Here is a 9198-nt window from a genome sequence, read left to right on the forward strand (position 1 = left end):
GGCGTTGATGCCGTTGATCGTCACGCTCGGGCCGCCCGCGATCGTGAGGCCGTTGTTGTTCAGCACCGTGCCGCCCGTGGTCACGCTGGTGAAGCTGGGCGTGGCGCTGGTGGCGATCTGCACCTCCGCGCCGTTCTGCGTGATGGCGATGTTGTTGCCCGCCGTGTAGGTGGCGGTGCCGCCCGGCGCGATGTTCTGCAGGCTGGTGCCCGTCGCAGTGCCGGTGCCGGTCTGGCCCGTGGTCACGTTCCAGCCCTTGCCGGCGGTGACGCCCACGGCATCGATCGCCGAGTTGGTGGCGAACAGTTGGCTGCCGTTGATGGCGTCGGTCGAGGTGCCGGAGATCCGCCCGGCCGCCACGTTGGTGATGGTGCGCTCGGCGCCCGGAGCGCCGACACTCACCGTCGAAGTCGGCGTGGTGCCCTGGAAGTTGTAGGTCGTGCCGTTGATCACSGTGCTGGCCGTGCCGACGGCCGCGGCCGTCACCGAGCCCGAGCCCAGTGCCACGTCGTCGGCCTGGGCGGCCGTGGCGCCAACGCCGAGCGCGAGCGCATTGGCAGCGCTCGCATTGGCCCGGTTGCCCACGGCAGTGGCATTCGCGGCCGACGCAATGGTGCTCGATCCGAATGCAATGGCGTTGTCGCCGGAGGCATTGGACACCGATCCGATCGCGGTGGCGTTGGAGCCTGAGGCGTTGGACCGGTTGCCGACCGCGATGGTGCTGACATTGCTCGAATCGGATTGGAGGCCCAGCGCAATCGAGGACTTTCCGGAGGCGCTTGCCAACGGGCCCACGGCCGTGGCTTGCGTGCCCGCCGCCAGGGTGCCCACGCCAGCCGCCAGCGCATTGGCGCCAGTTGCGCCGTTGTTGGTGTAGTTCCCCTGCTGCACGCCGCCGTCGTTCACGCTGTAGTAGTGGGTCGGCGTGCTGGCCGCGATCGCCTGCACCGCCTGGTTGGTGGCGTAGAGCTGCGAGCCGTTGATGGCATCGGTCGAGGTCTGGGAGATCCGGCCCGCCGCCACGTTGGTGATGGTGCGCTCGGCACCCAGTGCGCCGACGCTGACCGTGCTCAATGGCGTGGTGCCGGCGAAGTTGTAGGTGGTTCCGCCGATCACGGCGCTGGCCGTGCCGATGGCCTTGCTCGTCGTGGAGCCCGAGCCCAGTGCCACGTCGTCCGCGTTGTTGGCCACCGCCGTGTCGCCGAACGCCACCGCGCCCGCGGCCAGCGCGCTGCTGGTGCTGCCGATCGCCACGCTGCCCTGGCCGACCACCGTGTTTTGGTAGCCGATGCCGACCGCGCCCTGCGCCGCCGTGCCGGGGGTGCTCACGGCCTGGCCGCCGCCGCCCACCATGTTGGTGTTGCCCATTGCGACCGAACCATTGCCGGTGGCGGTGTTGTCCAGGCCCGAGGCAATCGCGCCGTTGCCGGTCGCGGTGTTGGGATCGCCGATTGCCACGGCGCCGTTGCCGCTCGCGACGTTGCCCGAGCCGATGGCGACTGCGCGGCCGCCGGTGGCCCGGGAGGCCCGGCCGATGGCGACTGCATCAGCGGCATCGGCGACGGATTCACCGCCAATGGCGATGGCATTGGCGCCCGATGCAAAGGCACCCAGGGTGGCATTGCCGCCGATGGCGAGCGAACCCACGCCGGTGGCGCGCACGGCAGTCGCGGCAGTGGTCCCGCCCGAGCCGAGCGCGGTCGCGTTGTCGGCCGCCGCATTGGCCCGGGTACCGGCCGCCAGCGCATCGAGGCCGGTGGCCCGGCTTCCGATCCCCATGGCGACAGCGCGATCTTGAGAGGCGGTCACGTCCGTGCCGATGGCGATGGCGCTCTCCGCCAGGGCACCCGCTCCTGCAGCCGTGCGCGCGCCAAGATTGATGGAATTGACCGCCGATGCGATCGCCTGGGTACCGATGGCGATGGCRTTGATGCCGCCTGCAGTGGCGAGGGTGCCTTGCGCGAGAGTGTTTGCTGCCGATGCCTTTGCCAGCGAACCGAGGGCGATTGCGTTGTTCGCGCTCGCATTCGCGCTCAAGCCGATCGACGTGGTTCCATTTCCCGCCACGCCGATGCCTGCGTTGGTGCCGATGGCGATGTTGTCGTTGCCGCTCACCAAGCTGCCTGCCGAAGCGTCCAGGTTGGCGTCGTAGGCGACCGTGCCATCGCCCGAACCGAAGGCGACGTTGCGCGTTCCCGTGACACCTGAACCTGCGCCTCGCATCACGCTCGCAATGCCTCCGCCCATGGCGGTGTTCTGCGCGCCGCTGACCAGCGTGCCGGCGGCAATGCCCACGGCGGTCGAACCCGTATTGGCGACCGTCGAGCCTGCGCCGGCGCCCTGGCCGACCGCCACGGTGCTGGTCCCGACAGCGACCGCTTGCGCGCCGAGCGCGAGCGAACTGTTCCCCAGCGCCCGGGCGCTGTTGCCGACGGCGGTGGCTGCGTCGTCGCTTGCCGTTGCCAGATGTCCTATCGCGGTGGCATTCACTGCGGACGCGCTAGCCTGAGTTCCTTGCGCGACGGCGTCCTGCATGCTTGCAGATGCCTCGGCGCCAACGGCGATGCTGCGCAGCCCGGTTGCGGCCGAGTTCGTACCGACGGCGAGGGCATCGGTGTTCGTGGCATTTGCGACGACCCCGATCGATGTCGCGTTGATACCACTCGTGCTGGAGCGGGCGCCGATCGCGACTGCACCGGTCGAACCTGACGTGGTGGCTTGCAAACCAATGGCAACGCTGTTCGCAGACTGCGCGTTCGCATCCTGACCCATGGCGACTGCCGCCTGTCCGGCGGCGTTTGCTCTGATGCCGATGGCCGCGGCGTTGAGCGCGCTGGATTGGGCCAGGGTTCCGATGGCAATGACATTGCCCGCGCTGGCGGTCACATCCGTGCCGATCCCGATAGCACCCGCAGCCAAGGCGCCGGTACCGGCGGCGGTACGTGCGCCCAGATAGATCGAATTGATGCTTGTGGCATAGGCCCCAAAGCCCAAGCCGATGGCATTCTGTCCTGTGGTATGGGCGGCATACCCCACTGAGAGCGCACCAAGCACATCGGCAGCTGCGAGGGAGCCCAGCGCAGTGGCTCCGATTCCCGCGGCCGAGGAGTTGAGGCCCATGCAGGACGCCGTGCCGCTGTACGCATTCCAAGGCGACACATTGCAGTTCACCGACTGCGCCTGCGCCGAGATCGATAGCAATCCGAGCACGCTCGCCGCCGCGGCAATGGCCACCCGGCTGCCGCCTCGCTTGCCACGCGCGCGGGTGGTTTCGGATGCGGCGACCCAGGCGCCCAACGCCTCGTTCCAGATGCTGCGGTACGACTTATTCATGCATTTCTCCTTGATTGTTCAAGACGCCAAAAGCCCTGCTCCAAGGCCAATGGATCCCCGGACGGCACATGCCAATAAAACTTTAGAAATAGTTGTAAAACTATTTAATCAACTGCAATTAAACAGAAACATTTTTGGCGGATCTTAAGAGATTGGGAAGGAATGCAACTGGCGTGTGGCGGATTCACGTCATTGTCGTATCGCCGCAATTAAGGATTCTTATTGGACCGATCTTATGAATAGTAATGTGAAGTTATTATTAATTAAATCGCATAACATAATATTCGGATGCTTTTATTTGGAAATTCCTATTGATAATTCCATACAAATAGTAATACAAAGTTTTTAAATATTATATTTACTGCCACGGATTTCAGTAGTTTTCGATTGAAAATTTATATCAATTCATCAATGGCGGTAGCGCACCGAACCGGCGCGCCCCAAATTGGCCGGCACTGAATTGATGCGCACCGAATTGGCGCAGGCGACGGAATGCCGGGCGCGAGCTGTTTTCGGTGCTGAGGGTTGGCCGAGGCCGAGGGAGATGGCGCTGCCAGAAAGGCGGCGAGCTGCTGCCGATGGCTGCGGCCCGCGCTCAGGAGGCGGTGCAGCGATCGCTGGAGCGGGAAGGGGAGATTGCTGCTGCGAACGCCTGCCGCTTGGGGCATTCGCCAGGCAGATGCGCCGCGGAACCGCGGCGCATCGAAGGGAGCGGCTTGGGGGAGCGGCTTAACGCAGCACGTAGCCGCTCAGGCGCCACGTGCCGCTGGCATCGAGGCGAAAACTCGTCAACTCGCGCACCACCCGGTTGCTGGCGTTGGCAAAACGGGTTTCGTATTCGACGTTGATGTATTGCCCGGCCACATCGGGATCTTCGTTTGCAACCATTTGGCGATTGACCGAAATCCACGTGCGCTGCTGCGCGGCACCGAGCGGCGATCGCGACGCCTCGACCTGGCGAACGAACTCGGGACGCGCCACCCGCTTTTTGGTGGCGGGGCCCGAGCCGTCCCAGAGTTCGCCGATCTTGCCCTGGTCCACCAATTGGATGGCCTGCAGGCCGCCGCGAACCATGTTCGTCGGGTCGGCGTCCTGGGCCGAGGCCGTGCTCATCCAACTCGCCAGGAATGCGGCGCCGAGCAGCAATTTGCTTCTTGAGGTCATGTCAGGTCCGGGAGTGATACTAATTTCAATATGTAAGTATGCCGATTCGCATGTGGCACTTTCATGGTGCCGTTCGTTTATAGCACCCCGGGATTGAGGCGCGAATGCAGATGCCGGCCTGCGATTGCGCCATGACGGGCGATTAAAGAAACCGCCCGACCTTTCCATGGCGATTGAAGGACGGGTCTTTTGCGGATTCCGCCTCAGGCTGCGCCCGCATGCCTCCACCGCAGCGATACGCGGGTRCCTTCGCCGCTGCGGCTGTCGATGCGCAGGTGGGCGCCGATCGCTTCGGCCTGCTCCCGCAGCCCGACGAGCCCGTAGTGCCCCGCGGCGCCTGCGCTCGGCTCGAAGCCAATGCCGTCGTCCGCGATCTCCAGTTCGATGCCGTCGCTTCCCATGCGCTGCAGGCGGATCAGGAGGCGTGCCGCGCCCGCGTGCCGCTCGACGTTGCGCAGCACTTCCTCGCACATGTGGAACACGGTTTCCGCCGGCTCGGCCGCAAGGGCGGACAAGGCGGGGTCGATCCGGCAGTCGAGCTCGATGCCGGAGCGCTCGCCCAGGCTCTTGGCCAGCTCGGCCAACGCTGCGCCCAGCCCGATGTCGCGCACCGGGTTGCTGCGCAGCTGGTCGATCGCGCGGCGTGCCTCGTCCAGTCCGTCGCGCGCTGCGCGCTCGGCCCGCACCAGCTCGTTCGGCAGCGCATCGGGCCGGTTCGATGCCAGGTGCTTGAGCACGCGGATTTCGGTGAGCATTGCCATCATGGAATGCGCCAGCGTGTCGTGCAGTCCGCGCGCGAGCCGCAGCCGCTCGCGCACCACCGCCGCATCGCGCGATTCCTGCGCGAGCCGATTGATCTCTTCGGTGCGCTGCCGCACGCGTTCGTCCAGCTCGGCGTTGAGCCGGCGCAGCTCGTCGCGTTCGCGCTGCAGCGTGTCCAGCAGCCGGTCGAGCGCGCTGCCCAGCCGCGCGGCTTCATCGGCGCCTTGCGGCACCTCGATGCGCGTGGCGCTGCCGGCCAGCACCGCGTCGGCCGAATGGGCAATCACGCTGACACGGCGCGTGAGCCGGCGCGCCATGACAATGCCCGCAACCGCGGCGGCCAGGCCCAGCAGGCTCAGCACGATCGAGATGCGCCATTCGATGGCGGTCGCAAACGCCGCGACCGATTCGACCGGCTGGATCACCACGGCCTGCCAGCCGAGCCGGCGCAGCGTGCCCTCGCGCGCATTGGGCGGGGTCGCGATCAGGTAGGGCCGGTTGTCCAGCAGCCGCCTTGTGCGGATGCGCATGGGCAGATCGGATCCGTCGTTGCCCAGGCCCGCGACCACGGGATCGAAGGGCGTGATCGGATCGCCGGCATCCTGCCAGCGCTGCCCCAGGAGCGCGCTCGGCCCGTGGCGCACGATGCCGTCGCGGTCGATCAGCAGCCATTCGCCCGGCGATGCGCGGATCTCGGCCATCATCTTCTGCACCCAGTTCCAGCGGAGGTTCGCGGCCACCACGCCGATGATCGCGCCGTCTGCGTTGCGCACAGGCGCTGTGAGCTTCAGGAAGCGCTCCTGCGGCGAGCGGCCTTCCTCGATCCATGCGGCGTCCAGGCCCTGCGAGATCCAGGCGTGCTGGTTGACGTTCTGGCCGACCACCTGTTCGTCGGTGGCGGCGACGATGAAGCCGTCGGCATCGGTCACCGCCAGCCAGATCAGGTCGGGCACGCCGCGGCGCACCGCCTCGAGCGAGCGCTTCAGGCGTGCGCCTTCGCTGCGCTGCACGTCCTCCGACAGCATGGCCGCCACCACGCTGACGGCCTGCAGGCGCAGCAGCAGCGCGGTGTCGAGTTCGGCGCTGACGTGCTCGGCCGCGGCCTCCAGGCGCTGGCCGTGCTGCTCGAGCAGCGTCGCACGCACGAAGCTGCGCAGCCACAGGTTGGCCGCGAGCGCCAGGCACAGCGTGAGCGCAATCAGCAGCCAGCCGATCGCGGCAGCCATGGAGCGCCGCGGGTCGATGCGACGTGCGAGGTTCATTGGCTGCGGATTCTCGCAGCCGGTGGCCGTGACTTTCGGCATGGGTACTTCCCCCGAGTCCTCGGGGTTTGTCTCGATCCGCCGCGTGACTTCCGGCAGGCGCGCCGGCGGCGGTTTGCGGCAACAGTTGCACCCATCGCGATCCGTGCCTGCAGCGCGACTGAATTCCAACCCTGAACGTGCCGCGACGCGATCGGCGCGACAACGAATGGAGACCCAACGAATGAATCCCACGTCCCTCACACAGGCCGCATCCGGCGCGCCGCCGCGCCTGTTCGACAACCGCTGGCTGCAACTGGCCGTCGGCATCGTCTGCATGATTGCCACGGCCAACATCCAGTACGCATGGACCTTGTTCGTGCCGGAGATCCAGGGCAAGTTCGGCTGGGAGCGCGCATCGATCCAGATTGCCTTCACCATCTTCGTGCTGGTGCAGACCTGGCTCGCGCCGATCGAGGGCTACTTCATCGACAAGTTCGGGCCGCGGCTCATCGTGGCCTTCGGTGCGCTGTTCATCGGCGCGGCCTGGGCCATCAACTCGCAGGCCACGACGCTGATGGGCTTCTACATCGGCGCGGCCATCGGCGGCATCGGCGTGGGTTCGATCTACGCCACCTGCATCAACAACGCGCTCAAGTGGTTTCCCGACCGGCGCGGCCTGGCGGTGGGCCTGACGGCCGGCGGCTACGGCGCGGGCTCGGCCGCCACCATCCTGCCGATCGCCGCGATGATCGAGAGCTCCGGCTTTCAGCAGGCCTTCCTGTTCTTCGGCCTGCTGCAGGGCTCGCTGGCCTTCATCGCGGCCTGGTTCCTGCGCGCACCCAAGGGCAACGAAGTGCGGGGCTCGACCAAGCTCGCGCAGAGCCGGCGCGACTACACGCTGGGCGAGGCGCTTCGCACGCCGCTGTTCTGGCTGATGATCCTGATGTTCTCCTGCGTGGTCACCGGCGGCATGATGGCCGTGGCGCAACTGGGCGTGATCGCGCAGGACCTGGGCGTGAAGAACTTCAAGGTGGACCTGTACTTCGTCACCATGGCCGCGCTGCCGCTCGCGCTGATGCTCGACCGTGTCATGAACGGCATCTCGCGCCCGCTGTTCGGCTGGATCTCCGACCACATCGGCCGCGAGAAGACCATGGTGATCGCCTTCACGCTGGAAGGCATCGGCATCATCGCGCTGGGCTACTTCGGCCACAACCCGTGGGCCTTCCTGATCTTGTCGGGCGTGGTCTTCCTGGCCTGGGGCGAGGTGTACTCGCTGTTCTCTGCGTTGGCGGGCGATGCCTTCGGCACCAAGCACATCGGCAAGATCTATGGCGTGCTGTATTGCGCCAAGGGCGTCGGCGCGCTGTTCGTGCCGCTCGGCAATCTGATGATGGAAGCCACCGGCACCTGGTCGACCGTGCTCTACACAGTCGCGGCGCTCGACCTGTTCGCCGCCTTCCTGGCGATCGTCGCGCTGCGGCCGATGCTCGCAAGGCACACCGCCAGCAATGCCGCCGCATCGCATGCGCCTTCGCCAGCGCCTGATCTCGCAATGCCCGGCGGCCTGTCGCCTGCAGGCCGCACGGCCTGATCGATGCCGCTTCGGGGGGTTACTTCTTCAACACCAGCACCGCCAGTTCGGTGCGCGTGTTCGCGTGAAGCTTCTGCATGATCCGGCTCACGTGGTTCTTTGCCGTTCCCTCGGCCAGGTTGAGCGCCGTGGCGATCTGGCGGTTGCCATAGCCCTTGGCGATCAGTTCGAGCACGGCGGCCTCGCGCTCGGTCAGCGGTTTGGTCGCCATCGTCATCATCGAATCGGACGGCGATGGCTCGCCGGGCGCGGCGGCCTGCGCCGCGGCGCGGGGATCCGGCGCCGGCGGGGAGGGCGGCTCTTGCGCGACGCGATCGGCCAACAGCCGGAACTGGTCCATCACCTTGCGCGCGATCTGCGGCGTGAGGCGCGACTCGCCGCGATGCACGGCCCGCACGGTGTCCAGCACCTCTTCTTCCGAAGCGTCCTTGAGCAGGTAGGCCTGTGCGCCGGCACGCACCGCGTCGAAGACCAGGTCGTCGCGGTCGAAGGTGGTCAGCACCATCACGCGCGTGTGCGGCAAGGCGGCCGAGATCTCGCGCGTCGCGAGCACGCCGCCCTTGCGCGGCATGTGCAGATCCATCAGCACCACGTCGGGCAGCAGGCGGCGGGCCAGCTCCACGGCTTCCACGCCGTCGGCCGCCTGGCCGAGGACCTCGATGTCCGGCGCGGCGTCCAGCAGCATGGCCATGCCGCGACGGATCAGTGCCTGATCGTCGGCAATCAGCACGCGGATTTTCGGCGCGGCCTGCGAAGAAGAGGATGACGGTTCGGCGATGGTGCTCATGGCAGCGCCGATTGTGCCCCGAGGTGTTCCGGGCCCGTCACAATTTGCCGTGTCGACTGCTACGCAAAAGGAAAATCCGATGTCACAAGCCAACCAATTGCGCCCCTTCTCGTTCGTGCTCGCTGTTCCTGACCTCGAGCGAAACACCGCCTACTTCAGGGATGCGCTGGGCTTCAAGGCCGAGTGGCCGGAAGGAACCGGCTGGCAGCTTCTTTCGCGCGGCGATGTGCGCATCATGATCGGCCATTGTCCGGACGCCGTCCCACCGTCTGCGACGGGCGACCACAGCTACTTCGGATACCTGCATGTGGATG

The 9198-nt window shown here is 66.6% G+C and carries 6 protein-coding genes; 2 read left to right on the forward strand and 4 right to left on the reverse strand.

Annotated elements, in window-relative coordinates; genetic code table 11:
- The 3 genes from AC1DOC_RS08305 to AC1DOC_RS08315 all read right to left on the reverse strand — a co-directional run.
- The coding region (locus AC1DOC_RS08305) for an ESPR-type extended signal peptide-containing protein (RefSeq protein ID WP_478129650.1) at nucleotides 1-3333 on the reverse strand (3333 nt) is incomplete at its 3' end.
- Between the two features lie 729 nt (nucleotides 3334-4062).
- The gene (locus AC1DOC_RS08310; protein WP_015865612.1) at nucleotides 4063-4497 is read right to left on the reverse strand and encodes a DUF4019 domain-containing protein; all 435 of its coding nucleotides are present in this window, start codon (nucleotides 4495-4497) and stop codon (nucleotides 4063-4065) included.
- 203 nt (nucleotides 4498-4700) lie between these two features.
- Nucleotides 4701-6563, reverse strand: coding sequence for a sensor histidine kinase (locus AC1DOC_RS08315; RefSeq protein WP_015865611.1), 1863 nt, complete (start codon nucleotides 6561-6563; stop codon nucleotides 4701-4703).
- 181 nt (nucleotides 6564-6744) lie between these two features.
- Here AC1DOC_RS08315 and oxlT point away from each other — a divergent pair, with 181 nt between their 5' ends.
- The gene (gene oxlT / locus AC1DOC_RS08320; RefSeq protein WP_015865610.1) at nucleotides 6745-8097 is read left to right on the forward strand and encodes an oxalate/formate MFS antiporter; all 1353 of its coding nucleotides are present in this window, start codon (nucleotides 6745-6747) and stop codon (nucleotides 8095-8097) included.
- Nucleotides 8098-8116: 19 nt separating this feature from the next.
- Here the strand turns inward: oxlT and AC1DOC_RS08325 are convergent, their stop codons facing one another.
- Nucleotides 8117-8884 carry a response regulator transcription factor gene (locus AC1DOC_RS08325; protein ID WP_015865609.1) on the reverse strand — a complete coding sequence of 256 codons (768 nt, stop codon included), beginning with the start codon at nucleotides 8882-8884 and terminating at the stop codon, nucleotides 8117-8119.
- 79 nt (nucleotides 8885-8963) lie between these two features.
- Between AC1DOC_RS08325 and AC1DOC_RS08330 the strand changes: the two genes are divergently transcribed.
- The coding region (locus AC1DOC_RS08330) for a VOC family protein (protein WP_478129651.1) at nucleotides 8964-9198 on the forward strand (235 nt) is incomplete at its 3' end.

The organism is Variovorax sp. 01T439_2 (assembly GCF_056398445.1).